The sequence below is a fragment of the Peptoniphilus sp. HMSC062D09 genome (assembly GCF_001811425.1).
Taxonomy (GTDB): domain Bacteria; phylum Bacillota; class Clostridia; order Tissierellales; family Peptoniphilaceae; genus Peptoniphilus_A.
Genome location: NZ_KV804697.1, coordinates 1 through 25,441, shown reverse-complemented (window position 1 = coordinate 25,441; position 25,441 = coordinate 1). Strand labels below are relative to the sequence as shown.

Sequence of the window (25,441 nt, the reverse complement as noted above, 5' to 3'; positions counted from 1 at the left end):
ATGTACAGAGATATTTATGAAAAATGGCTTGCAAGTGAAAATTTAGATGAAAATTTGAAGCGAGAACTTTTAGATATTAAAGATAATGATGAAGAAATTGAAGACAGGTTTTATAAGGATTTAGAATTTGGCACAGCAGGGCTTCGTGGCATTCTAGGTGCAGGCACAAATCGCATGAATTATTTAACTGTAGGAAGAACAGCTCTTGCTCTTGCTAATTTAATCGACAGCATTGGCGAAGATGCAAAGAAAAGAGGAGTGGTAATAGGTCGTGACATAAGGCATTACTCCTACGAATTTTCAATTTTAACTGCAAAAATTTTGGCAGAAAAGGGCATTAAGGTTTACCTCTTCCCAGGCATTGTTCCAACGCCACTTCTTGCCTATGCAATTAGGTATTTAAAAACTATTTCTGGCATAATGATTACAGCCTCTCACAATCCAAAAAATTACAATGGCTTTAAACTTTATTGGGAAAAGGGCTCACAAATTTTATCAGACATTGCTGATGAGGTGGAAGCAGAATCACAAAAAATTGACATCTTAGATTTTGATTTTGCCAGCTTAAAAAAATTAGGCGAATATGAGAATATAAAATTCCTTGGAGATAGGGTCACTAAATCTTTTTACAGAAATACATTAAAACACACTCTTACTGATGATGTGGACAAGGAAATAAGAATTGTCTACACTCCACTAAGTGGCTGCGGCAATAAGTATGTGAGAAAAATTTTAGACCTTCGAGCTTTTAAAAATGTTTATGTTGTTCCTGACCAAGAAAATCCTGACGGAGACTTCACCAATGTGACAAATCCAAACCCAGAAGACCCAAGGGCCTTTGACAGGGCAATAGAACTTGCAAAAAAAGAAAATGCCGACATAATTATTGCAACAGACCCTGATTCAGATAGGGTGGCTGTAATGGAAATGGGCGAAGAAATTTTTAGAATCACTGGCAATCAAATGGGCTTTATCCTTGGAAACTTTATTTTGGAAAGAATTAAGGATAAAAATATAGAAAATGGAGCCATAGTTAAGACTCTTGTAACTGCAGATTTGATTAAAAAAATTGCTGCAGACTATGGTGTAGAAGTCTTTGAAACCTTAACGGGCTTCAAAAATATTTGCAAGCTTCCAAATATTTGGGATGAAACTGGCGAGAAGAATTTTATCTTTGGCTACGAAGAGTCCATTGGCTATGTAATTGGCGACCACATAAGAGACAAGGATGCCATTGGCACATCAATGATTGTGGCAGAGCTGGCAGGCTACCTTAAGAAGAGAAATTTAAAAATAAAAGATTATCTGGAAGAAATTTATAAAAAATATGGTTATTATGAAGAATTTTTAGACTCAGTTTATTTTGAAGGCAAAGATGGTAAAGAAATCATGAAAAAAATCATGGATGATTTTAGAAAGATTGAAGGCTTTGAAAAAATTGGCGACCTAAAGAAAAAAGTTGACTATATAGAGGACGAGGAAAATCCACAAGATTTATTAAAATTTTATTTTGGCGAAGAAACTTGGTTTGCCTTAAGACCATCAGGCACTGAGCCAAAATTAAAAATTTATGCCTATGCAGTTTCTGAAGATAAAGAGGAAGCGAAAAGAAAGATAAGGGCAATGAAAGAAGAAATAATGGAAAAAATCCAAGCAAGCAGGTGATTTAATGATACTATTTTGTGATTTTAACCCAAAAATTGTTAGAGAATTTAAATTAAATAATGAGACAGAAAATATAATTGAAAGCTCAAAAATTTATCCCGGCGGCAAGGGTCTTTACATGTCTCTTTTTGCAAAAAAACTTGGCGTGGATTCAGAAGTTTTTATGCTAAAGGGAAGCACTAGGGGTAGAGAAATTGCTCTCAGCCTAAGCCGACTTGGCATTGATGTAAATTATACTGCCCTCAAGGATGAAAATGTTGAAGAAGTTATAATAAGAGGCGCTGATTTTGTAAAAGATTATAAGACTCAAGATCCTAGAATCACTATGGAGGACAGGAACGACATTTTAAATTCCTTTGAAAGAGCCCTTTATAACAAAAAAATTGCAGTAATTCCAAAAATTGATTTACTTGGACTTGATGATGAGATTTACCATCGACTTATTACAATTTGTTTTAAAAACAATATAAAAGTTGCCGTAAATCCAAAAAATCTTCAAGCAATGGAAAAGACTAATCCCTATATTTTGGTCTTTGAGAAGGATGACATTGAAAAGGAAAAAAATATTAATTACACTGGCGAAGTTATTAACTACAACAAAAAATTTATTCAAGCTGGAGCTAAAATTGTCCTTGTCAATAGCAAGAGAGCCACAATAATTTCCACAGAGGATAAAAATTATAGGGCCTATGTCAATAAGGAAAAATTGGGAAGAAAAGAATTGACAGAAAAATTTGACACAGAACTTTCTCTTGCAGGTCTTGCCATGGCTCTTGACAGAGATTACGATTTTATCACTTCAATAAAGCTTGCAATAGCCTGTGGAGTATGGGAAAATTTTGTTGAAAAAGATGTAATTGAAATGAGCGCTATTAAAAAGATTATGAATAGCGTTGAAGTTGAAGAAATTTAAGAGGAGGATAAATGAAAAATTTTCACTTAAATAGAGATAATGTGCTTTTTGCCTTTATTGACATTCAAGACAAACTTTTAAAGGCCATGTACAACAAGGAAGAAATTGTAAAAAATTCTACAATTTTGGCAAAGGTAGCAAGTATTATTGGGGCAGAAGCAATTTACACAGTTCAGTATCCAAAGGGCCTTGGCTACACTAATGAAGAAGTTAAAGCTCCACTAAAGGATAAGGAAGAATTTGCCAAGCTAACTTTTAATTCCTATGGCGATGAGGGAATAAAAAATGAAATTGATAGACTTGGCAAAAAACAAATTATTATCTGCGGCATGGAAACACATATTTGCGTCTTCCAAACAGTGAGGGCACTTTTAGAAGCTGGCTTTGAAGTTTTTGTAGTAGAAGATGCTCTAGGCTCAAGGTCAGAAAAAAATACGAAAAATGGCATGGCACAACTTGGCGAAATGGGTGCTGTTATAACAAATACAGAGACAGTTTTATTTGATTTAGCAGGCATTGCTGGCACAGATGAATTTAAAACTTTACAAAAATTAATTATTTAATTGAGGAGCTTCCAGGTGGAGCTCTTTTTTGTTTTCACTGTGATATAATTACTTTGGTGATAAGATGAAAATAATTCACGCAGGTGATTTACATTTAAAAAAATTTTACAGGGGAAGACTACCTCTTGAAGTTTCAAATAAACTTTTAGAGGATACTTGGCGCGCCTTTAAAGACCTAGCTGACTTTTCCAATGAGGTCCAGGCAGATATTTTTTTACTTGCTGGAGACTTATTTGAGAGAGAATTTTTTAACCTAAGGGATTTAAAGAGATTTATAGATATTATTGAGACCATTAAGGCAAAGGTCTTTGTAGTTTTTGGAAATCACGACTATCTTTCATCTGACAATTTATTTTTAAAGGTAGATTTGCCAGAAAATTTATATATATTTAAAAGCGACTTGGATTTTTATGAATTAAGTGACTTAAACACTAGAATTTATGGAATATCCTATGACAATTATAATTTCAAGAAAGATTTTAGCCAGGTGAAACTAGATAAAAATTTTATCAATATTGGTCTCTTTCACTCTGACCTAAAAGACGAGAGGTATTTGCCCCTTGATGAAAGTTTTATGAGAGAATTTAATTATCTTGCCCTTGGTCACATCCACAAGAGGGGCAAGGTCCTTGACAATGCCTACTACTCTGGCTCACTGATTCCACTTTCCTTTAAGGATGAAGGCAAGAGGGGGATAATCTTTTTAGATGATGAGAAAAAAATCCTTGAATACAAAGATTTTTCCAGGAGAGAGTTTGTAAATCTTGATGTAAAAATAAGTGAAGACATGACTTTTTCTGAAATTTTAAAAAACCTTCAAGATAAAATAGAAGAGGACAACCTCTATAGGATTACTCTTAAGGGAAAGGGCCCTCACAAGAGAGAAATCGAAAGCTTTTTGAGAGAAAATCTTTCAGCCTTTTATTTTGAGATAAATAATGAACTGACACAAGCCCTTGAAGGTGACCTTGAAATTAAAGACAAGTATATTTTAGATCTCCTTGACACTTTTTCTGATGATGAAATAGAAAGAGATGCCAGAGACCTTTCCAGGGAGTACATTTTGGAGCAATATTATGATATTTAAGGAACTGGGAATTTTAAATTTTGGAAAATTTGAAAATAAAATAATAGAGCTTGACAGGGGTCTCAATTTAATTTCAGGAGAAAATGAGGGCGGCAAGTCCACTATCGTTAACTTTATTGACGGAATTTTTTACGGCTTTAGCAGAGATTCTCTTGCCAGAAAAGTTCGCGACGATATTTTTGAAAAATCAAGGCCCTGGTCTACCAATTTATATAAGGGCTATGTGCTTTTAAGTGACCAGAGCGAAGGCTATAGGGTGAGTCGAGACTTTGATGCCGATGAAATTTCTATATTAAATATAGAAAATGGCGAAGATCTTTCCAAGGATGAGAGAAATTATTTAAATTCAAGAATTCCACAGCCTGGTCTCATATTTTTTGATATGAGCAGAAGGCTTTACAGGTCTAGTTTTTTTATATCACAGAGATTTTCTCAAGTGGAAGAAGATGCTGCAGGAGAAATAAAAAATAAAATCGACAACTTTTCTGTCTCTCAAGATGAAAATCTTGATTTGACAAAGGTCTTGGACAAGATGAATAAAGATTTAGATGAATTGGGAACTAAGAGGCGAAAGACCTCTGAAATTGGGAGGACCTATGGAGAGCTAGAAAAAATTACGGCTGAAAAAATAAATTTTGCAAGCCTAAGGGAAAATTATGAAAAAACTGCCCAAGCCCATAAGGATGCTGAGGAAGAATTAAAGGATCTTGAAGATAAGATGAGGGGCAGAAAGCTTTTTGAACTCCAAGAATTAAAAAAGAAGTTAAAGGAAAGCCAAGAAGAAAAGAAAAGCCAGGATGAAAATTTTGATTTTTCTGACCTTGAAAGAGCCATTGAAATAAATAGGTCTACGGGACTTTATTCAAGCAAGCTTGATGATTTACTTTCCCAAGAAGGTCATATTTTTGAAATTGACGATGATGCTGAACTTGACTACAAGAGATTTAAGGAAATTAAAGAAGAAATTGCACTTTTAAATGAAAATAATTTTTCTAAAGAAATAGAAATAATTTCTGCAGATATCCATAATATTGAAAAAGTTGCCTTTAAATACTTTTTAAAAATATTTTTATCTTGTCTTGCAGGTGGAGCCACAGTCTTTCTTTCAATTTACTTTAAAAAATATTTTCTCATAATTTTTTCTATAATATTTTTCACTTATTCATACTTTAGAATTGTAAAATACAGAGAAAACAAGGACCTTTTGCATCGCCTAAAAAACAAACTCGTAGATTTTAAGAAAAAATCCATGGACAAAACCATAAAGAAGAAAGAATTTGACAAGGATTTTGCTGAACTTCTTGAAAAATACCAGGCAAGAGATTTAAAAGCTCTTTCAGAAATTTTAGATGAAAAAAAGGAAGAAAACTTAAAAAATATTTCTAAAAATGAGTACAATGAAAGCTGGAAGGAAAAAAATCATCTTGAAATAAGAGATACTAAGGAAAAAATTTCAGAGCTTGAAGCAGAACTCCTAAAAATTTTTGAAAAGTATGGCGTAAAAAACATTAAAGACTTAAAAAATTTATTTTATGAACTTAAAGACTACAATAAGGACAAGACAAGTGAGTACGAATATAGAATTGAAGCCCTTGAAAGAGAAAATTTAAGTGGCGAAATTTATAGGGAAGAGTCCCTAGAATCAATTTCAGATAAAATTAAAGAAGTCACAAGAGAAATTTCAAACTTAGAGGGAATTTTAAAAACTCAGGAAGAATCCTTGGAAAAATTGAGGAGCCTAGAAGAAAAATCCTTTGAATTAGAAGATAAACTTAAAAAATTAGAATACAAAAGAGAGCTTTTAGAGCTTTCTATAGATAAATTTGAGACCTTTATAAAGCTAAGGAGAAGAGACACTCTTCCTATTTTAAAAAATAATATTTCAAATTATTTGGACAAGATGACCTCATCTAAGTACAGCGAAATTTTAATTGATGACAGATTTGACATAAAGGTATATGATAAAAATGTTGGCGATTATGTAGCTTTAGATAGGCTAAGCCTTGGCACCATGGACCAAATTTATCTTGCCTTTAGGCTTTCTATTTCAAAAATAATTACTGACAAAAAAATTCCCCTTGTACTTGACAGTCATTTCGACTCCTACGATGATGAAAGGCTGAAAAACACTCTTGAAGTCTTAAAAGATGAAGAGCAAGTTTTAATTTTTTCAAGTTCAAATAGGGAAAGAGAAATTTTAGATAAATACAATTTGACATATAATTTAATTAAACTTTGAGGTGTATATGATATTCGCAATAGGAGATCTTCACTTCGATTATACAGAAGAAAAACCTATGGATATTTTTGGAGATAAGTGGGAAAATCACGAAGAAAAAATAATTGAAAACTGGAAAGAAGTGGTCAGTGACGAAGATCTAGTTCTCCTGCCAGGAGATATTTCTTGGGCACTAAAACTAGATACAGCAGCCCTTGACTTAAAGAGAATTGATGACCTACCTGGAACCAAAATAATTTCCAAGGGCAATCACGATTACTGGTGGTCTTCCCTAAACAAGATGAACAATTTAGACTTGAAGACTATTCACTTTTTGCACAACAACTCCTTTGAATACAAAGATTATTCCATTTGTGGCACGAGAGGTTGGGCTTCTCGTGATTCTTTTGAATTTTCGGAAGATGATGAAAAAATATATTTGAGAGAGGTCCAGAGACTTAAAAACTCCCTGGATTCCTGTGTAAACAAAAAAATAATTGCCATGATTCACTATCCACCCTTTAACCAAGATTTAGGACCCAATGAATTTTCTGAGACTCTCTCAGATTACAAGGTGGAAAAATGTATCTACGGTCACCTTCATGGCAAGGGCCACAAGTATTCCTATGAGGGAGAACTCTTGGGAGTGGAATATGAATTTGTTGCAAGCGACTACTTAGATTTTAAGTTAAAAAAAATTTTGGAGGACTAATGGAAAGAGAAATTGAAGTTAAACTTCTTGATATTGACATAAAAGATTTTGAAGAAAAAATAAAAGCCTTAGGCGCTGAATTTGTAAAGGAAGAAGACCAAATTAACATTACAGTTAATTCAACGGCGCATAAAATTTATAAGAAGCATGGCTATCTTAGAATTAGAGTTGCAAAATCTGGCGGTAAAGAAAAAAAATATTTTACCTTTAAAGAAAATATCTCTGACATAAAGGTGAGGGACAATATAGAACACACTACTGAAATAAATAGTGTGGAAGATTTAATAAATATTTTAAAATGTCTTGGCTACGACAAATTTCACAAGGGCTACAAGAATAGAAGAAAATACAGTTTAAATTCCCTTGTTATTGACATTGACACTTGGGATGAAGACACTTATCCAAGGCCTTATGTGGAGATTGAAGCGCCAAGCATGGAAGAAATTTATAGCCTCGTTGATGAACTTAAAATAGATAGGGAACATGTTTCTACAATGTCCATTGACGAACTTAGAAAATCTTTAAAAAAATAGTGTGACATATATAATTAATGTGTTATAATATTTTTAGCAAATAAGGAGGAGCTTATGTCTAAGTATAATTATATTAAATGGTTTGATGAAATTGGTAAAGAAGATGTAGGAATTGTCGGAGGAAAGGGTGCAAACTTAGGTGAACTAACTAATTTTGGACTACCTGTGCCTCCAGGATTTTGTGTCACTGCAAGTGGCTATACAAAATTTATTAAATACGCAGAACTTGACGAAGTTGTAAAATTTTTGATGGAAGCTGTAGATGTTGAAAATGTTGATGAACTTACTAATGCTTCAAAGGAAATCCAAAAGAAAATAAAAGAAAAAGAATTTGACCCAGAACTAAAAGAAGAAATTTTATCTGCTTACAGAGAATTTTCTGAAAACATTGGAGTTAAAGATCCAGAAGTTGCTGTTAGATCTTCAGCTACTGCAGAAGATTTGCCTGACGCATCCTTCGCAGGACAACAAGATACTTACTTACACATTTCTGGCGAAGAAGAACTTTTAAATCATATAAGAGATTGCTTTGCATCACTTTGGACTTCAAGGGCAATTTATTACAGAGAAAAACAAAATTACGATCACTTTGATGTTGCTCTTTCAGTAGTTATTCAAAAAATGGTTAACTCTGAAAAATCTGGTGTAATGTTTACAGCAAACCCTATTAACAACAGCAAGGATGAAATGATGATCAACGCAAGCTACGGACTTGGCGAAGCTGTTGTATCAGGAATTGTAACACCTGATGAATATATTATTGACAAAAAGACAAAAAAAGTTATCGAAAAAAATATTTCTGAAAAAGAATACATGGTTATTAAAAATGAAGATGGTGTTGGAACTAGAGTAGTTAATGTAAAAGACATCTTAGGAGCTGATGCAGTAAAGGCTGAAGCACTTTCTCCTAAGGAATTAGACACTCTTGTTGAAAGAGGACTTAAGGTAGAAAAACTTTACGGCTCAGTACAAGATACTGAATGGGGCTTTGACAGAGACACTAAGGAATTTTACTTCCTACAATCAAGACCTATTACAACTCTTGGCGACAAGGAAGAAGAGGAAGAAAAATTAATCACTCTTGTTAAGGGACTTCCTGCTTCTCCAGGAATTGGCAGAGGTAAAGTTAAACTTATAAAGGACATTTCAGAAATCAACCTTGTTGAAGAAGGAGATGTACTTGTAACTGCCATGACTAACCCAGACATGGTTCCTGCAATGAGAAAATGTGCTGGAGTTGTTACTGACGAAGGCGGAAGAACTTGTCACGCAGCTATAGTTTCAAGAGAATTACAAATTCCATGTATAGTTGGAGCAAAAACTGCAACAAAAACACTAAAAACAGGTGACACTGTAACAGTTGATGCAGTAAGAGGAATTGTTTACGAAGGCGAAGTTCTAAAGGAAAAAGAAGAAAAGAAATCTCCTGACTCTCCAAATGTATCAAGTATTGCAAACCTAGATGAACTTAGAAATCTTTTTGCACCAACAACTGCAACTAAGATTTACATGAACCTTGGCGAACCAGAATTAATTGAAAAATATAAAAACTTGCCAATGGACGGCATTGGACTTATGAGAACTGAATTTATTTTCACAAATATGATAGGTGCTCACCCAATGTATTTAGTAAAAACTGGCCAAGGCGACTTAATGATAGATAAACTTGCTGAAGGAATTTCTAAAGTTGCTCAAGCAATTTATCCAAAGAATTTAGTTGTTAGAACTTCTGACTTTAGGACAAATGAATTTAGAGGTCTAAAGGGTGGAGACGAAGTTGAGCCAATTGAAGCTAACCCAATGATTGGTTGGAGAGGCGTTTCAAGATATATTTCTCCTGAATACGAAGAAGGCTTTAGACTTGAATGCCGCGCTATTAAAAAAGTTAGAGAAGAATATGGACTTACAAATGTAATTGTTATGCTTCCTTTCGTAAGAACTCCTGAAGAACTTAGAGTTGTAAAGGGAATTATGGCTGAAGAAGGTCTTGTTCAATCTAAAAACTTTAAGATTTGGATTATGGCAGAAGTGCCAGCAGTAGTTCTTCAAGCAGAAGAATTTGCAGAATTAGTTGACGGATTCTCCATTGGCTCAAATGACTTGACACAACTTGTAATGGGTGCAGACAGAGACTCTGGCGTTCTTAACAATATGGGCTACTTTGACGAAAGAAATGATGCAGTAAAAATTGCCCTAAAGACAATTATTGATGCAGCCAACAAAAAGGGAATTACTTGCTCAATTTGTGGACAAGGACCAAGCCAATATCCAGAACTTGCAGAATTCTTAGTTGAATGTGGAATCACTTCAATGTCAGTAAACCCTGACACAGTTGAATACACAAGAAGACTTGTTGCAAGTGTTGAACAAAAAATTATTTTAAAGAAACTTAGACAAATGTAAGATATAAATAAAGAAAGATCTCATGGCGACATGGGATCTTTTTTATATGCCTTAAATCATAGTCTAAATAAAAAAATCTGCTGAAATAATCAGCAGATAAAATTTAAATTAGTTTGTTGTAGTCCAAAAAATTTGAGACAAGAGATTTTGTAAAGATTAGATTTACCAAGTCTATAGTGCACAAGTCGTCTTGAAACTTTAGGGACTTGTCAATATTTATTTTAAGACCCTCTTCTTCAAAAACATTGTGATCTCTTTCTTTTCTTCTTGGGCTACCAATATAGGTGTCAGAAGTGGGAAGACCACTTCCACAACACTGCTTTGATGTAATTAAGTCAACAGTAATTTCTCTTACATTTTTTTCAGATAAAAAATTAAGAGCTTCTTCTGTAATTTTAATTCTCAAATTACTCATCCTTTTTTATGAGAGTTACAAAAAATTCGCTTGGCTTAATAGCTTCAATGGCAATATAATTTTCACCATCGAATTTTAGGACCTTACCTGGTTCAAACTCTCTGTCCTCTTCTTCATTTAATATAACTTTAATTTTACCCTTAACAATAGTTACAAGTACAGTAAAGCCAGGGTGATTGTGCTTGTCAATAGTTTCGCCAGAGGCTAAAACTTTTTTCACTAGAGTAAATTCCTTTTCACTAAAAACTTTTCCAGGCATACTTCCTACATAACCAATCATTTTATTACCTCATTTCTTAAATTTATCTAAATCGTGAAAACTTTCCAAATTTAAATCACTTCTGTCAAGATCCTTGTCTCTTGAAAAGTTTTTTGCATCATCTAAATTCTTCTTGATGATTTGATCATCTTCTAAGCTGCTTTCTCTTTCTAGGTTTATTTCGCTGCCCTTTTCAATGTGATTAAGTAAATCTTCAGAAGATTTTAAATCCTCAATTTTATATTCAGGCATCTCTTCTAAGAAAGTTGAAAGATTTATAGTTTCAGATTCATAGAGCTTGCTGATGATTTCGTCAATGTTTTGTGAATTTTTGCGAACAAGTTCAGACCTAATTTCGCTTAAAATATTTAATTTTTCCAAATTATATTTTTGAGAGAATTCTTTTAAATCTTCAAAAATTATATCTGTAATAGTTGGATTGAGCCTTGAAGAATTTAGTGAAAAAGTAAGTGGTCCCCTTTCAACAGATTTATTTATGGACATTAGTGACTTTGAAAAGATATCAAATCTTTGGTAAATCATATTTCTTCCGTGGGCTCTTTTTTCAAGGGCTTCATTGAGCTCGAAGTCCTCTGTGGCAATGAGCACATAGTCAAAGCCCATAAACTTAAAATCCTTTTCAAGTTCATGTTCCTTTAATTTAATTTTGCCATCAGATTCTTCAGATTTTTTTACTATGTCCTTAGTAAAGCTGTCTGCAACCATATATATTTCCGCTTCAGTATCTATTACCGATTTAAGTGCAGATAGGGCAAGGTAGCCTCCACCTAAAATTAAGATCTTTTTTTCAAAGGTGTCAAGACTCACTGGTAGGTAACGCATAATATCACTCCTTTATAAAACTAATTTTTTACAATAATATGTAACTTAGCTTAATTATACCAAATATTAGGACATTTTAAGCAAATTATTACATTTATTATAACTTTTCACTACTAATTTAATAAAATTTTAATATTTCTAAAATATAATGGGTATATTATGTGTTATAATAGACTAAACAGGCTATAGAATATGGAGGTTTTATAATGAAATCTAATAATTTAAAGAGAGCAGCTGTTCTTGGTCTTGCAACAATTATGCTAGTACCAAGCGCAACTTTTGCAAAAGAATTTAAGGATGTCAAGAGAGACAATAAATATGCTTGGGCTTACAATGCAATTGATGTATTAAGCGACAAGGGTGTTATTAGTGGACATCCAAATGGAGAATTTAAGCCAGGAGATTCAGTTTCACTTGAAGAACTACTACAACTCATTAAACAAGTTCTAAATCCAAGTGCTGATGAAGTAAAAACTGCTAAAGAAAAATATTCAAAAACTGCCAAGGACAATGGCGTAAATTCTTGGGCTGAAGAAGCAGTTTGCTTAGCACTTCACAGAGGTTACTTAAATGAAAGTGCCTTAAAGAAAGCTTATGAAAGAGGATTCTTTAAAATTGATGGCAGAGAATACCCAAGCAGAAGCGACATTGCAATTTTCTTTGCTAGAGCTCTTAACTTAAATGCAAATGGAAACACTACACTTTTGAGACATAAAGATCAAAACACTATGAGCGACAGCTTGAGAGGATACTTAGCTTCTCTTATAGAAGCAGGCATCTTCACATCAACTGGATCTGATGGAAAATTTGAAGGAGATAGACCTATTACTCGTGCAGAAACTGCAATAATCACTAAGGCTTCCTTTGATTACGCATCTAGAAACACAGTAAGCTCTAAAGTTGAAAAGAAAAAGGGAACTGTAATTCTTTCTTCAAAGCTAAACAATGTAAATGTAATTATCATTGAAGCAGATAAACAAAAATATTCCTTTGACCTTGACAATAACACAAAATACAAATTAAAGGACAAAGACATCAAGCTTGAAGACATTAGAGCTGGCCAAGAAGTAGAAATAGAATATATTAAGAGCAACTCTGTTGACAGAGAAGGCACAGCAAAGACAATCACTGTTACAAATGCAATGCTTGACATGGTTGGATATGTAAACTCTAAGGGAACAAATGAAATCACTCTTAGATACAGAGATTATTCAGATACATTGAACTTCAGAACAACTTCAAAAATTTCAACTTCTGATACAAAGACATTTACGCTTGACTCAAATGCTAAGATTAAAGCTTATGGAAAGGATTTAAAACTTGATGATATTAAAGTTGACGATTTAGTTGAATTTAAGACTAATGCAGACAACAAAATAACTGAAATGACAGTTTATCCTAAGGAAGCTCAAATTAAAGGAAGAATTACTTCTCTTGACACTTCAAATAAGGATAAAGCTGGTTTAAAAATTAGACTAAAGGACAACAAAGACTATGAATTCTATATAACAAGTGAAACTAAAGATTTAAACAAAATTACTTTAAATGATGATGTAAATCTTTATGTAAATTATAAAGTTGTAAAGGGACTTGCATCTAATTATGATAATAATGGCAATGTAACAGGGGAAGTTATTGCATATAGTGGCGTTGAATCATCTTTTACTGACAGAAGATATAATCGCTATATAGATATTAGGACAAAGGATGGATACACTAAAACATATTATCTTGCAGATAGATATGAAATAAAATCTTACAATGGATATAAGCAAACTCAAGTTACTGAATCTTATTTAAGAGGCAAAGATGTTATTTTATCTCTTGATAATTATGGAGATGTTGAAACTATTACTATAGTTGATTCAAATTTACAATTCAGTGGAATGTTCCAAGTTGTAAGCAATCTAGATGTTGGATATAATTATAATGTCTACAAGATTGGAATTAGAGTTATCCAATCAGATAATGAAAAATTAAAACCAGGAAAGACACTTTATTTCCAAACTAGTCAAAAGCTCAACCTATATGATGTTCTATCCTTTGATGGCTATTTAAATTATGATGGGGAAATAATCTCAGATTCAAATAATAGATACCTTGGAAATCCTCGAGAATATTTAAATTATGCAAACAGAACTACTAGAAAGAGCGATTTTAAAGATTACACTTATTTTTTAGATAGTAATAGATATTATAATGAAAGTTATTATAATAGATATCCTAACACAGGACAGTTTTATTAATTTACAAAATAGAAACCCATAGTGGTTTCTATTTTTTTGCCTAAAATTATGATATAATTTATGGCGGAGTGATTAAATGAAAAAGAAATTTATAGCTATAGGATTAAGTGCCCTACTTTTATTTGCCCCAGCAAGTATTTTTGCAAGGTCTTTTAAAGATTTAAGTAAAAATGGCAAAAGTGCTTGGGCTTATGATTATGTAGAGGAATTATCTAAGAAAAATATTTTAAAGGGATATGAAGACGGAAGTTTTAAACCAAATAATCCTGTAAGCTTTTTGGAAATTATGCAAATTTTAAAAACTGTTTTAAATCCTAGCCAAGATGAAATAAATTCAGCTAGGGCTGCTTATCTTGAATTTGTTAATGCCAATGGAATAGTTGACTGGGCAAAGGATGCTGTTTGCTACAATCTTTACCAAGGCACAATTACTGAAAAGACTATAACAAGTGCGCGTGAAAAGGGATTTTTGGAAAACAAAGTTTATCCAAATAGAAATACAATTGCAGTTTATTATGCCAGAGCCTTTAAACTTGAAAAAACTACAGACAGGTCAAACTTAAAATACAAGGACATTAATAATGTTAATCCACTAACTATGGAATATCTGCCAAGTCTTGTAAGTGCAAATATTTTTACAAGCACAGGTTCTGATGGCAACTTCAATGGAAATTTTGCCATAAGAAGAAGCGAAATTGCTGTTATTACTTCAAGAGGTCTTGCCTATGTATCTGCTAACCTTGATAAGGTTAAAAATAGTGGTAATGCCCATGCTGGTGATGATTTGCTGGTAAATAATAGTGAAAATAAAGTTCCTGAAGAAAAGAAAAATAATGAGGCTAATAATGCCCTAAACAATAATTCAATTTTAAATGGTGAAGAAGCTAAAGATAATACAGAAGACTTGACTCCTGCTGAAGTGGGCACTATGGTCAACTTCAAGGGTGAAGTCATTGAAGTAATTGATGGCGGAAATGTAAAATTTATTAGAGTAAAGGTTACTGAAAGCGACTCAGATAAGTTTGGACCAGGCAATATTATAACTATCAACACTTTTAAGGCTCACAAGCTAAATGACCTTGTGGAAGGTTCTGGAATTTTTGGCGAAAATTCTTTGACAAATATTAAATTAAAGTAATAAGAAGGGCTGTTTTTTGACGGCCCTTTCAAATTGGAGGAAAATTGGAATTTTTAAGTAGAAGTGAGAGGATGCTCTCAGCTGATGATATAAAAAAAATTAATTCAAAATCAGTTTTAGTCTTTGGGCTAGGTGGCGTTGGCGGCTCCTCAGTTGAAGCTCTTGTCCGTGCTGGCATAGGAAAAGTTGGCATTGTGGATGGCGATAAATATGAAATTACAAATGTAAATAGACAAGTTTTTGCAACGACAAAAACTCTTGGCATGAGAAAAGTAGATGCCTGCCAAGAAAGACTTTTGGAGATAAATCCTGAAGTAAAAATAAAAAAATACGATTTATTTGTAACAGAAGAAAATATAGGGGAAATTGACTTTGAATCCTACGATTATGTTATAGATGCCATTGATACAATTACTTCTAAGCTTTTAATAATAAAGGCGTCTTATGAAAAAAATATAAAAATAATTTCTGCCATGGGTGCAGGCAATCGCCTTGATCCAACAAAATTTGAAGTCCTAGACATTGAAAAGACAAAGAATGACCCAGTGGCGAGAATTATGAGAAAAAAATTAAAAGAGATGAATATAAAAAAATTAAAGGTAGTTTGCTCCAAAGAAATCCCAATAAAGACAGGAGACAGAACTCCCGGTTCAATTTCTTTTGTGCCACCTGTTTGCGGTTTGGTTTTGGCTTCCTATGTGGTCTCTGATATCTTAAAAAGTTGAAATGATAGCGAAAAAAACATATAATAATTATCAGTAAGGAGAAGTCATGGATATAAATACTTTAAATGATAAACAAAGAGAAGCACTTTTGGCGACAGAAGGTCCCCTACTTATTTTGGCAGGGGCTGGTTCTGGCAAGACCAAGGTTGTAACTTCAAAAATTGCATACTTAATCGAAGAATTAAAGGTGCCTTCATGGAAGATTTTGGCAATTACTTTTACTAATAAGGCTGCCAAGGAAATGAAGGACAGGGTTCAAAAGCTAATTGACAGAGACATCTCCTCAATGTGGATAGGAACTTTTCACTCAATTTGTGTGAGAATTTTAAGAAGAAATATTGAAAGAATTGGCTATAATGGAAATTTTACTATTTACGATAGAGATGATCAGATAACAGTTGTCAAGGAAACTATAGCTGAACTTGCTATTGATAAGGATATGTATAAGCCAAGGTCAATTGTAAATGATATTTCAAACATCAAGGGCGAAGGCCTTAGTCCAATTGAATACATAGAAGCTAACAAGGACAATTTTTTCAAGGAAAATCTTGGCAAAATTTATGAGCTTTACGAGAAAAAACTTAGAAAAAATAATGCCCTAGACTTTGATGATCTTTTAATAAAAACTGTAGATATTTTAAGATCTGAAGAAGATGTTAGAGATTTTTATAGGGACAAGTTTGAGTATATTTTTGTTGACGAATATCAAGACACCAATAAAATTCAGTACGAGCTAATAAAATTAATTGCAGGTAAAAATCCTAACCTCACTGTAGTTGGCGACAATGACCAATCTATTTACAAGTGGCGTGGTGCCGACATCAACAATATTTTAAACTTTCACAAGGATTTTCCTGGTGCAAAAATTGTAAAGCTTGAGCAAAATTATCGTTCAACGCAAAAAATTCTTGATGTGGCAAATGAAGTCATTGGATATAACACTACGAGAATTGACAAAAATCTTTGGACAGCAAGAGATGAAGGAAAAAATGTAGTTTACAGAGAGTTTCCTCACTCAAATGAAGAGGAATATGGAGTTATAAATAAAATTATTGCCCTAAATTATAAGGGCGAAGAATTTAAGGACATGGCAATCCTTTATAGGACCAATGCTCAGTCAAGGGGTTTCGAAGAAGCCCTTGTGAGAGAGAGAATCCCCTATAAAATCGTGGGCGGACTAAAATTCTACGACAGAATGGAAGTAAAGGATGTCCTTGCCTACCTTCGCGTCTTAAATAACACTGATGACAATGTCAGCCTTTCTAGGATTATAAATAAACCTAAGAGGGGAATTGGAGATACATCTCTAGCTGATTTATTAGACTATGCAGATGCTAAGGGACTTTCACTTTATGATGTAGTGACAAATATTGACAAATTTGAAGACTTAAATCTTAGGGCGAGAAAAAATATTAAAGATTTTGGCAGTATTTTGAAAATTTTAAAGGAAAGGGCAGGTAATCTTTCTATTGGAAAACTCTTTGAAGAGGTTTTATATGAAAGTGGCTACGCTCTTGACTTAAAGAATCAAAATACAATTGAAGCAAAGACTCGACTTGAAAACATAGAAGAACTCCACTCAAACATCATGGAATACGACAGAGAGGGAGTGGAGCTAGCTGAATATTTAAATACACTTTCTCTTTTATCAGATGTGGATAAAACTTCAGAAGACAGCGGAGTTAACCTCATGACAATGCACGCTGCCAAGGGACTTGAGTTTGGCACAGTGTTTTTAGTTGGACTTGAGGAAGGACTTTTCCCAACAAGCAGGGCTCTTGAAAGTGATGAAGAAGTTGAGGAAGAAAGAAGACTTTGCTATGTAGGCATAACTCGTGCCCGCAACAATTTATTTATTTCATCTTCAAGAACTCGTTCCATGTATGGCAAGCTCACTCCTGCAAAGAGGAGCAGGTTTATTGGAGAAATGGGCGACAAAATAGAAATTATTGAAGATAAAAGTAGAGAATTACTTGAAATTCGCGATTACAACGAAGGCAATACTTCAGTCACTAGATCTAAAAAATTTTTTGGCATGGACAAAAAAGTCGAGACAAGTAAAAAATCAAGCCATGGAAAAAATATAAATGTTGGCGACAAGGTTAAACACAAAATTTTTGGCAAGGGAATGGTAGTACAAAAGAAGGAAAAAAATGGCGACTACGAAGTTGTTATTTCCTTTGATAAAAAGGGTCTAAAAAGGCTAATGCTTTCTGTTGCCCCTATAGAATTAGTTGATTAGTTGGTGAAATATGGATGATAAAATAAAAGAAATGGATAATTTAATTGCTGAAATCGACAAATTAAATTACCATTACTACACCTTAGATGAGCCACTGCTTTCTGATGCAGAGTACGACAAATTATACGACAGGCTTGTAAATCTTGAAATTGAAAGTGGGACAGTTTTGCCCTATTCTCCTACCACAAGAGTTGGCGGTGCAATTTTAGATAAATTTGTAAAGCACACTCATCTTGCTAGGCTTTATTCCATGGATAAGGCTCAAGGAGACGAGGCACTTCTCGCTTGGTACAATAGAATAGAAAAGTTTGTAAAAGATTATAATTTAGATCATGTAAACAAACTTCCAGAGCCAGAATTTGTTGTGGAATTAAAGTTTGATGGTCTCACAATTAATTTAACTTACGAAAATGGTAATCTCCTAATGGCATCTACAAGGGGAAATGGAATAATTGGCGAAGAGATTTTAGAGCAAGTTAAGACAATTTATTCTGTGCCACTTAGAATTTCTTATCCTGGTAAAATTGAAGTGCAGGGAGAAGGTTTGATGCCTTTATCAGAACTTGAAAAGTACAACGAAAACAATGAAGAAAAATTAAAAAATGCGAGAAACGCAGCAGCAGGTGCTCTTAGAAATTTAGACCCAAGAGTGACAAAGAAAAGAAATCTAACGGCATTTTTCTACAATGTAGGCTACACTGAAGAGGACTTATTTAAAACGGACGACGACATAAAAAATTTCTTGAGAGAAAATAATTTTAAAGTTTCCAAATATAATTTTAAGCTAAAAAAATACCAAGAAATCATAGATAAGATCCGCGAAATAGGAGATAATAGAGATAAGCTTGATATTTTAATTGACGGAGTTACCATTAAGGTAAATGACATTGAGACGAGAAAAGCCTTGGGCTACACAAATAAATTTCCTCGCTGGGCAGTTGCCTATAAATTTGAGGCAGAAGAAATTTCCACAACTCTTCTTGATGTTGCCTGGAATGTTGGAAGGACTGCCAAGGTAACTCCATCGGCGATACTTGAGCCAGTGGAAATTGGTGGCGTAACTGTTCAGAGGGCAACCTTAAATAATTACGACGACATTTTGAGGAAAAAAGTTAAAATTGGTTCCAGAGTTTTAATTAGAAGGTCCAATGATGTAATTCCAGAGATACTTGGAACTTTACCATCAACTAATGAAACTCGTGAAATTGAAAAGCCAAAGACTTGTCCTTATTGTGGGTCACATTTATATCAAGATGGGGTCCACATCTTCTGTCCTAATACACTTTCTTGCGTGCCACAACTTGTGTCAAGGCTTACGCATTTTGCATCGAGAGATGCCATGAATATAGATGGCTTTAGCGAAAAGACAATTGAAAAATTAATGGAGACAGTTGACTTAAAAGAAATTCCTGACATTTATAAATTAAAGTATGAGGACATCATAAAAATTGACGGCTTTAAGGAAAAGAGGACAAATAATCTATTAAGGGCAATTGAATCATCAAAGAGTCCTCATCTCTCAAATTTTATTTATGCTCTGGGCATACCCAATGTCGGAATAAAGACGGCGAGAGATTTGGCAAATCACTTTAAAGATTTTGATAAATTAAAAAATTCTAAGGAAGAAGAATTAATTACCATAGGAGACATTGGAAATATTACAGCAAGGGAAATTGTAGAATTTTTTAATGATGATAGAATTGTTGGCGCTGTAGATGAACTTTTTGAACTTGGAGTAAAGCCAGTTTATGAAGATGATGGCGACCAAGCTAAGCCACTTCTTGATAAGACAATAGTAATTACTGGGACACTTGGTCTTCCTAGAAAGGAACTTGAAGAGAAATTAATTTCTCTTGGAGCCAAGGTTACTGGGTCTGTCAGCAAAAAGACAGACTATGTAATAGCTGGCGAAAATCCTGGCTCAAAGTATGATAAGGCTCAGTCCTTAGATATAAAAATTTTAAGTTTAGAAGAACTTGATAAATTAGTAGGAGGTTTAAATGAATAAAGAAGATATAAGGCATATTGCAGATATTGCTCAAATTGATTTTTCAGAAGAAGAACTTGACAAATTTGCGCCAAGCTTTGATGAAAATATTGAACTTGTAAACAAAATTAAGGAAATTGACACTGAAGGTGTTGAAAAAGTTTTTCAAGTTAATGGAACAGAAAATAATATTCGTGAAGATAAAACTGGAGAGTCTCTTTCCCAAGAAGAGGCACTTGAAAATGCCGCTACTAAAAAATACGGTTATTTTAAACTTATTAAGTTTGTAGATTAGGAGGGACTCATGACTTTTAGCAATTTAAGAGCCTGGGAAATCGCCCAAGGATATAGAAATAAAGATTTTTCTTGCCAGGAAGTTACAAGAGAATTTTTAGATAATATAAAGGAAAAAGACGGCGAAATTAATGCCTACATCACAGTTACAGAAGACATGGCTATGAAAAAAGCAAAGGAAGTTGATGAAAAATTTCACAACAGAGAAGAAGTATCTCCTCTTGCTGGGGTGCCAATTTCTATTAAGGACAATATTTCTGTAAAAGATGTAAAGATGACTTGTGCATCAAGGATGCTAGAAAATTACACAGCTCCTTATGACGCAACTCTAGTTAAAAAAATAAAAAATAATGATGGAGTAATTCTTGGCAAGGTAAACATGGACGAATTTGCCATGGGAGCTTCAACTAGAACTTCTTATTTTGGAGTTACAAAAAATCCACTTGACACTACAAGGGTTTCTGGTGGATCATCAGGTGGCTCAGCTGCCTCTGTCAGTGCAGACATGGCAGCAATTTCTATTGGTTCAGACACAGGTGGCTCTGTTAGACAACCTTCAAGTTTTTGTAAAACTGTGGGCATGAAGCCAACTTATGGTTCTATTTCAAGATTTGGTATGGCATCAATGGCTAACACCTTTGACCAACCTGGTGTCATTGCCAAGGATGTGAGAGACCTTACAATGATGTTTAATGTAATTGAAGGTCGCGATGAAAGAGACGCAACTTCTGTGGGAAATCCTGGACTTAAATACGACTTTGACTTTTCTGATGACGCTATAAAAAATCTTGAAGGCAAAAAATTTGCCATACCAAAAACTTATTTGGACATGGAATTAAATAAGAGAGTAAGGGGAGAACTTGATAAAGCCATTGAAGTTTTAAGAGAAAATGGCGCAATAGTAGAAGCCTACGACATAGATTCTCTTAATCACACTATAGAAACTTATAATATTTTAGTAAATGGTGAAATTGCATCAAATTTGGCTCGTTTTGATTCCATTCGCTATGGTCACAGAACTGACAAAAAATTTGACACAATTGAAGAAATGTATCGTGCATCAAGACAAGAAGGCTTTGGCGAAGAAGTTAAGAGAAGAATAATGATTGGAACTCACATTCTTTCCATGGAAAATGCCGACGAATTTTATTACAAGGCCCTAAAGGTAAGGGGACTTATAAAGAGAGACATGGACAGGATGTTTAAGGATTACGACTTTATGATTTGTCCAACCTTCCCAGTTCTTCCTTTTAAAATTGATGACGACATGACTCCAGTTGAAATGTATCAAGCAGACTTATTTACTATTCCTGCAAACATGGTTGGCTCTCCATCAATTTCACTTCCAATGCCAGCGGGAGAAGATGGTCTTTCTGTTGGAATTGAATTTACAGCCAAGAGATTTAAGGATAAAGATTTACTTCAAGCATCACTTGCTTTCGAAAGGAGTTTAAATAAATGAAATATAAAACAATTGTAGGTTTGGAAATTCACGTCGAACTTTCCACAGAGACAAAGGCTTTTTGTTCATGCAAGAACTCCTTTGGAGATGAACCAAATACAAATGTGTGCCCAGTTTGCTTGGCACTACCTGGTGGTATGCCAGTTTTAAATAGAAATGTTGTAAATTATACAGTAATGGCAGGTACTGCCTTTAACTGCAAAATAAATAACAAATCAAAATTTGACAGAAAAAATTATTTCTATCCAGACTTAACTAAGGGATTTCAAATAACACAAAATGACAATGCAATTTGCACTGATGGTTATCTTGAAATTGAAACTGATGAGGGAAATAAAAAAATAGGACTTTTCCAAATTCAAATGGAAGAAGATACTGCTAAGAGCCTTCACACTGAAGATAACGAAACTCTTATGGACTACAACAGATGTGGCGTGCCCCTAATTGAAATTGTAACTAAGCCAGACATATCAAGTGGCAAAGAAGCTCGTGTATTTCTTGAAAAATTAAAATCAACTTTAAGATTTTTAAATATTTCTGACTGCAAAATGGAAGAAGGCTCCTTAAGATGCGATGTAAATGTCAACATTAAGGACATGGAGACTGGTGAGAAGACAGCCATAACTGAAGTTAAAAACCTTAACTCCTTTAGGGGTGTTGAGAAGGCAATAGACTTTGAAGTTGAAAGACACATTAAGCTTCTTGAAAACCATGAAAAAGAAATTAGAACTACAAGAAGATGGGACGATGCAAAAAATGAAACTGTCCTAATGAGGGTGAAGTACACAGCCAGCGACTACAGATTTGCACCTGAAGGAGATCTACCAATAGTTCACATTACTGACGAAGAGATAAAAGAAATTGTAGATAAAATGCCAGAGCTTCCAGGACAAATGATTGAAAGATTTGTAAAAGATTATGGCATAACAAGAGAAGATGCAGGAGTCCTTGCATCATCAAGAGAACTTGCAAAGTTCTTTGAGACAGTGGCAAGTGACTTTAAGGACTACACACTTCTTTCAAATTGGATTCAAACAGAAATTTTAAGAAGAGTAGAAATTTCTGATGATGAAGAATTTAAACTTCCTTTTGCCAATGAAGAATTTATTGAACTTTTAAATTCAATTAAGAGTGAAAAAATCAGCAATAATGCTGGCAAGAAAGTTCTTCGACAAATGTTTGAAACAGGAGAAGGCGCAAAGGAAATTATTGATAAGCTTGGACTTGTTCAAATGACAGACACTTCTGCAATTGAAAAAATTGTTGATGAAGTCCTTGACGAAAATGAGCAGTCAATCATTGACTTCAAAGAAGGAAAGGACAGGGCTCTTGGCTTTTTAGTTGGACAAGTAATGAAAAAATCAAGAGGAAAGGCAAATCCAAAAATTGCCAACGAAATGCTTGTTAAAAAATTAAAGGAAAGATAATTTATATAATTTAGATTAAGGTGTCAGCTTGGCACCTTTTTTATTTACCTAAAAATTTCAAGACTTATAAAAAGATTTTTACAAATTTTTAAAAGTATTGATATAATTATGTCATGTAAATATAAATTTAAGTTTTGGTTATTAGCCTTAACAAAGCTGTCATTAAATATTCACAATTTTTTATTATAATAAAGCAGGTGATTAAATGTTTAAGATATTAGTTGTTGATGATGAAAAGAGCATAAGAGAAGTTATTAGAACTTATGCTGAATTCGAAGGTCACGAAGTTGTCGAGGCAAGAGACGGCCTTGAAGCAATAGATAAAGTTCGCGAAGAAGATTTTGATGTAATAGTTATGGATATTATGATGCCAAAGCTTGATGGATTTTCTTCCTACAAAGAAATTAAAAAGATTAAAGACATTCCAGTTTTAATGCTTTCAGCAAGAAGCGAGGAGTACGATAAATTATTTGGCTTTGAAATTGGAATTGACGATTATGTCACTAAGCCCTTCTCTCCAAAGGAACTCATGGCAAGGTTAAATGTAATTGTAAATAGAAATAATAAGGTTGAAGAAAACAATACTATGGAGTTCGAAGGTCTAAAAATTGATTTAGACGGAAGAGTTGTCTTTGTTGATGACGAAATTGTAGAGCTTACTCCAAAGGAGTACGACCTTTTAGTCTACATGGTTAAGAATAAAAATATTGCCCTTTCAAGGGACAAGCTTTTAAACCAAGTTTGGGGCTATGATTTTTATGGCGAAGACAGAACAGTAGACACTCACATAAAAATGCTTAGAAATTCAATTAAGGAATACAGAAAATTTATTATTACTGTAAGAGGAGTGGGATATAAATTTGATACAAGAAATTAAAGAAATAAGGAGAGTAAAAATTGACAAAAACAGCATCCTATTTAAGTTGTGGAAGTCCTTTGTAATTTTTGCTGGACTAATTTTAATTTCTATTTGGCTTTTTCAAACAGTTTTCTTGTCAAGCTTTTACGAAACAATGAAAATTCGTGAAGTTACAAAGGTGGGCAACGAACTGAGAAGTGAATATAATTCCGAGGATTTTGAGACGAAACTTTCCAATTACGCCAACACAAAGGGTCTTGAAATTAAAGTCTTAGACGAAAATGGTGCTTGGGTCTTTCCTCTAAGGTTGTTTGACGAATTTGTTGAGAGACCTAGAATGATTTGGGAAAATTTTGACAAGTTTTTTGGTTCACTAAAAAGGGATAACAGGACTTATAAAATTTATACAGTTAGGTATGAAAACTTAAAGGACCCATCAATTATTTATGCAGGCTACCTTGGGAACACTGATGGAGAAGATTATTATCTCTACATAAATTCAGTTTTAAAGCCGGTGGACGCAACAGTTGATGTAATAAGAAGAATTTTAATAATTATTTCTTTCTTGGCTCTTATTTTTGCATCAATCACTGCATATTTTGTTTCAAGAAGACTATCAAGACCCCTTGTAAGGATGTCAAACACTGCTAAGGAACTTGCCAGAGGAGATTATAAGGTTCAGTTTAGGAAGGGCGAATACACAGAAATCGACGACCTTTCCAACACCCTTAACTATGCAAAAAATGAACTTACAAAGACAATTGAAATGAGAAAGGACTTAGTGGCAAATGTAAGTCACGACTTAAAGACACCACTTACTGTTATAAAGTCCTATGGCGAAATGATTAGGGATATATCTGGTCCAAATGAAACTTTGAGGAACAAACACCTTGAGACAATTATCAGTGAAGCTGACAATTTAACTGCCCTAGTAAATGATTTGCTGGATCTTTCAAAAATTGAATCTAATCTTGAAGAGATTAAAAAGGAAGAATTTGACTTAGAGGATTCTGTCCATGAAGTCTTAGATAGGTTTAAAATCAATAAAAATTATTCTGATTACAGCTTTGTAATTGATTCACAGGGTGACACGAGAATTTTAGGCGACAGGTCAAAAATAAATCAAGTCATTTATAATTTAATAAACAATGCCATAAATTATTCGCCAGTAAATAAGGAAATAAAGTTAGTAATTAGAGGCGATGAAGAAAAAACTGAATTTCACTGCATCGACAGAGGAATAGGCATCGAGGAAGAGGACATCAAGGGCATTTGGGACAGGTTTTACAGGGTGAGAAACAACCACACGAGACCAGAGATTGGAACAGGTCTTGGCTTATATATTGTGAAGACCATAATGGAACTTCACGGCTACGAATATGGCGTTCACTCAAAAATTAATGAAGGCTCAGACTTTTACTTTATTGGAAGCAAATAGTTAAAAAAAAAA

The 25,441-nt window shown here is 33.7% G+C and carries 21 protein-coding genes; 18 read left to right on the top strand and 3 right to left on the bottom strand.

Going from position 1 to position 25,441, the window contains the following annotated elements; all coding sequences use genetic code 11:
* The 8 genes from HMPREF2801_RS01880 (at position 1) to ppsA (ending at position 10,094) form a co-directional block, all read left to right on the top strand.
* Entirely contained in the window at positions 1 to 1,665 is a 1,665-nt protein-coding gene (locus HMPREF2801_RS01880; protein WP_070610313.1) for a phospho-sugar mutase, read from the top strand.
* A gap of 4 nt (positions 1,666 to 1,669) precedes the next feature.
* Positions 1,670 to 2,578 carry a PfkB family carbohydrate kinase gene (locus HMPREF2801_RS01875; protein WP_070610312.1) on the top strand — a complete coding sequence of 303 codons (909 nt, stop codon included), beginning with the start codon at positions 1,670 to 1,672 and terminating at the stop codon, positions 2,576 to 2,578.
* 11 nt (positions 2,579 to 2,589) lie between these two features.
* Positions 2,590 to 3,141 (top strand): isochorismatase family protein, encoded by a 552-nt coding sequence (locus HMPREF2801_RS01870; RefSeq protein ID WP_070610311.1) that lies wholly within the window; start codon positions 2,590 to 2,592, stop codon positions 3,139 to 3,141.
* A 64-nt stretch (positions 3,142 to 3,205) separates the two neighbouring features.
* Positions 3,206 to 4,228, top strand: coding sequence for a metallophosphoesterase family protein (locus HMPREF2801_RS01865; RefSeq protein ID WP_070610310.1), 1,023 nt, complete (start codon positions 3,206 to 3,208; stop codon positions 4,226 to 4,228).
* The gene (locus HMPREF2801_RS01860; RefSeq protein WP_070610309.1) at positions 4,218 to 6,467 is read left to right on the top strand and encodes an ATP-binding protein; all 2,250 of its coding nucleotides are present in this window, start codon (positions 4,218 to 4,220) and stop codon (positions 6,465 to 6,467) included. The genes HMPREF2801_RS01865 and HMPREF2801_RS01860 overlap by 11 nt, the downstream gene beginning before the upstream one ends.
* 7 nt (positions 6,468 to 6,474) lie before the next feature.
* Positions 6,475 to 7,158 carry a metallophosphoesterase gene (locus HMPREF2801_RS01855; RefSeq protein WP_019124279.1) on the top strand — a complete coding sequence of 228 codons (684 nt, stop codon included), beginning with the start codon at positions 6,475 to 6,477 and terminating at the stop codon, positions 7,156 to 7,158.
* A complete protein-coding gene (locus tag HMPREF2801_RS01850) occupies positions 7,158 to 7,691 on the top strand; it encodes a class IV adenylate cyclase (RefSeq protein WP_070610308.1) in 534 nt (177 codons plus the stop codon). The genes HMPREF2801_RS01855 and HMPREF2801_RS01850 overlap by 1 nt, the downstream gene beginning before the upstream one ends.
* A 54-nt stretch (positions 7,692 to 7,745) precedes the next feature.
* Positions 7,746 to 10,094 carry a phosphoenolpyruvate synthase gene (gene ppsA / locus HMPREF2801_RS01845; protein WP_070610307.1) on the top strand — a complete coding sequence of 783 codons (2,349 nt, stop codon included), beginning with the start codon at positions 7,746 to 7,748 and terminating at the stop codon, positions 10,092 to 10,094.
* Positions 10,095 to 10,197: 103 nt separating this feature from the next.
* Here the strand turns inward: ppsA and HMPREF2801_RS01840 are convergent, their stop codons facing one another.
* The 3 genes from HMPREF2801_RS01840 to HMPREF2801_RS01830 are packed head-to-tail and all read right to left on the bottom strand — an operon-like array spanning position 10,198 to position 11,611.
* Entirely contained in the window at positions 10,198 to 10,509 is a 312-nt protein-coding gene (locus tag HMPREF2801_RS01840; protein ID WP_070610306.1) for a CC/Se motif family (seleno)protein, read from the bottom strand.
* Positions 10,502 to 10,789 carry a DUF1637 domain-containing protein gene (locus HMPREF2801_RS01835; protein ID WP_070610305.1) on the bottom strand — a complete coding sequence of 96 codons (288 nt, stop codon included), beginning with the start codon at positions 10,787 to 10,789 and terminating at the stop codon, positions 10,502 to 10,504. Before HMPREF2801_RS01835 ends, HMPREF2801_RS01840 begins: the two co-directional genes overlap by 8 nt.
* Positions 10,790 to 10,798: 9 nt before the next feature.
* The gene (locus HMPREF2801_RS01830; RefSeq protein ID WP_070610304.1) at positions 10,799 to 11,611 is read right to left on the bottom strand and encodes a precorrin-2 dehydrogenase/sirohydrochlorin ferrochelatase family protein; all 813 of its coding nucleotides are present in this window, start codon (positions 11,609 to 11,611) and stop codon (positions 10,799 to 10,801) included.
* A gap of 206 nt (positions 11,612 to 11,817) precedes the next feature.
* Between HMPREF2801_RS01830 and HMPREF2801_RS01825 the strand changes: the two genes are divergently transcribed.
* The 10 genes from HMPREF2801_RS01825 to HMPREF2801_RS01780 all read left to right on the top strand — a co-directional run bounded on the left by HMPREF2801_RS01825 (position 11,818) and on the right by HMPREF2801_RS01780 (position 25,429).
* The gene (locus HMPREF2801_RS01825; protein ID WP_070610303.1) at positions 11,818 to 13,857 is read left to right on the top strand and encodes an S-layer homology domain-containing protein; all 2,040 of its coding nucleotides are present in this window, start codon (positions 11,818 to 11,820) and stop codon (positions 13,855 to 13,857) included.
* 76 nt (positions 13,858 to 13,933) lie between these two features.
* On the top strand, positions 13,934 to 14,995 hold the full coding sequence (locus HMPREF2801_RS01820; RefSeq protein WP_070610302.1) for an S-layer homology domain-containing protein: 1,062 nt from the start codon (positions 13,934 to 13,936) through the stop codon (positions 14,993 to 14,995).
* A 44-nt stretch (positions 14,996 to 15,039) separates the two neighbouring features.
* Positions 15,040 to 15,720, top strand: coding sequence for a tRNA threonylcarbamoyladenosine dehydratase (locus tag HMPREF2801_RS01815; RefSeq protein WP_070610301.1), 681 nt, complete (start codon positions 15,040 to 15,042; stop codon positions 15,718 to 15,720).
* 46 nt (positions 15,721 to 15,766) lie between these two features.
* Positions 15,767 to 17,962 carry an ATP-dependent helicase gene (locus HMPREF2801_RS01810; protein WP_070610300.1) on the top strand — a complete coding sequence of 732 codons (2,196 nt, stop codon included), beginning with the start codon at positions 15,767 to 15,769 and terminating at the stop codon, positions 17,960 to 17,962.
* 10 nt (positions 17,963 to 17,972) lie between these two features.
* The gene (gene ligA, locus HMPREF2801_RS01805) at positions 17,973 to 19,970 is read left to right on the top strand and encodes an NAD-dependent DNA ligase LigA (RefSeq protein WP_070610299.1); all 1,998 of its coding nucleotides are present in this window, start codon (positions 17,973 to 17,975) and stop codon (positions 19,968 to 19,970) included.
* A complete protein-coding gene (gatC, locus tag HMPREF2801_RS01800; protein ID WP_019124290.1) occupies positions 19,963 to 20,244 on the top strand; it encodes an Asp-tRNA(Asn)/Glu-tRNA(Gln) amidotransferase subunit GatC in 282 nt (93 codons plus the stop codon). Before ligA ends, gatC begins: the two co-directional genes overlap by 8 nt.
* 9 nt (positions 20,245 to 20,253) lie before the next feature.
* On the top strand, positions 20,254 to 21,705 hold the full coding sequence (gatA, locus tag HMPREF2801_RS01795; RefSeq protein WP_070610298.1) for an Asp-tRNA(Asn)/Glu-tRNA(Gln) amidotransferase subunit GatA: 1,452 nt from the start codon (positions 20,254 to 20,256) through the stop codon (positions 21,703 to 21,705).
* The gene (gatB, locus tag HMPREF2801_RS01790) at positions 21,702 to 23,132 is read left to right on the top strand and encodes an Asp-tRNA(Asn)/Glu-tRNA(Gln) amidotransferase subunit GatB (protein ID WP_070610297.1); all 1,431 of its coding nucleotides are present in this window, start codon (positions 21,702 to 21,704) and stop codon (positions 23,130 to 23,132) included. The genes gatA and gatB overlap by 4 nt, the downstream gene beginning before the upstream one ends.
* 205 nt (positions 23,133 to 23,337) lie before the next feature.
* On the top strand, positions 23,338 to 24,009 hold the full coding sequence (locus HMPREF2801_RS01785; RefSeq protein ID WP_019124293.1) for a response regulator transcription factor: 672 nt from the start codon (positions 23,338 to 23,340) through the stop codon (positions 24,007 to 24,009).
* Positions 23,993 to 25,429, top strand: a complete 1,437-nt coding sequence (locus HMPREF2801_RS01780; RefSeq protein WP_070610296.1) for a sensor histidine kinase — start codon at positions 23,993 to 23,995, stop codon at positions 25,427 to 25,429. The genes HMPREF2801_RS01785 and HMPREF2801_RS01780 overlap by 17 nt, the downstream gene beginning before the upstream one ends.
* Positions 25,430 to 25,441: the final 12 nt, after the last annotated feature.